Below are 1,046 nucleotides of genomic sequence, written 5' to 3'. Positions count from 1 at the left end.
GGCGCCAGTGGCGCGTACGACGGTCTTTGAGCTAGGAGCTCCGATTGGCGAATCTATGCGCCCAAGAACAGCTTGTACACCGGATTGCTGCTCTCATCCCAATACCGGTACCCCAGCGTCGCCAGGAACTGCCGGAACTCCTCCATCTCCGCCGCCGGCACCTGCAGGCCGACCAGGATGCGTCCCACGTCGCCGCCCTGGTTCCGGTAGTGAAACAGCGAGATGTTCCAGTTCGGCGCCATGCTGTCGAGGAAGCGCATCAAGGCCCCCGGCCGTTCGGGAAACTCGAAACGATACAGCAATTCGTCCTGGGCCTGCGCGCTTTTCCCGCCCACCAGGTGGCGGATGTGCAGCTTGGCCAGTTCGTCATGGGTCAGGTCGAGGGTGCGGAAGTCGTGTTCCTCGAAGGTGCGCGCCAGGAGGCCCGACTCGCTGCGGCTGCCCACCTGCACGCCGACGAAAATGTGCGCCTCGCGCGAATCGGCCATGCGGTAGTTGAATTCGGTGACGTTGCGCGGGCCGACCAGGGCGCAGAAGCGGCGGAAGCTGCCGCGCTGCTCGGGGATGGTCACCGCGAACACGGCCTCGCGCGATTCGCCCAGTTCCGCGCGCTCGGCCACGAAGCGCAGGCGGTCGAAGTTCATGTTGGCGCCGCAGGCCACCGCCACCAGGGTCTCGCCCTTGATCGGATTCTTTGCCATCTGCGAGCGTTCCACATAGGCCTTGGCGCCGGCCACCGCCAGCGCGCCGGCCGGCTCGAGGATGCTGCGGGTGTCCTGGAACACGTCCTGGATCGCGGCGCAGATCGCGTCGGTGTCGACGATGATGATCTCGTCCACCACCTGCTGCGCCACGCGGAAGGTTTCCTCGCCTACCAGGCGCACCGCGGTGCCGTCCGAGAACAGGCCGACGTCGTTCAGGGTCACGCGCTGGCCGGCCTTCAGGCTTCTTGCCATCGCATCCGAATCGATGGTCTGCACGCCGATCACCTTGATGTCCGGCCGCACCGCTTTTACATAGGCGCCCACGCCGGCCACCAGGCCGCC

1 pseudogene (running past one end of the window) is annotated in these 1,046 nt (G+C 66.3%); it reads right to left on the bottom strand.

Features of this window, described 5'->3' with window-relative positions:
* Positions 1-53: 53 nt before the first annotated feature.
* Positions 54-1,046 (bottom strand): annotated as a pseudogene (ilvA, locus tag B2R83_RS17860) (threonine ammonia-lyase, biosynthetic) (it continues 440 nt past the right edge of the window).

Source organism: Massilia sp. UBA6681 (genome assembly GCF_002454935.1).
In the GTDB taxonomy this organism is placed as follows: domain Bacteria; phylum Pseudomonadota; class Gammaproteobacteria; order Burkholderiales; family Burkholderiaceae_D; genus Telluria; species Telluria varians.
This window is presented reverse-complemented; position numbering and strand designations above follow the sequence as displayed.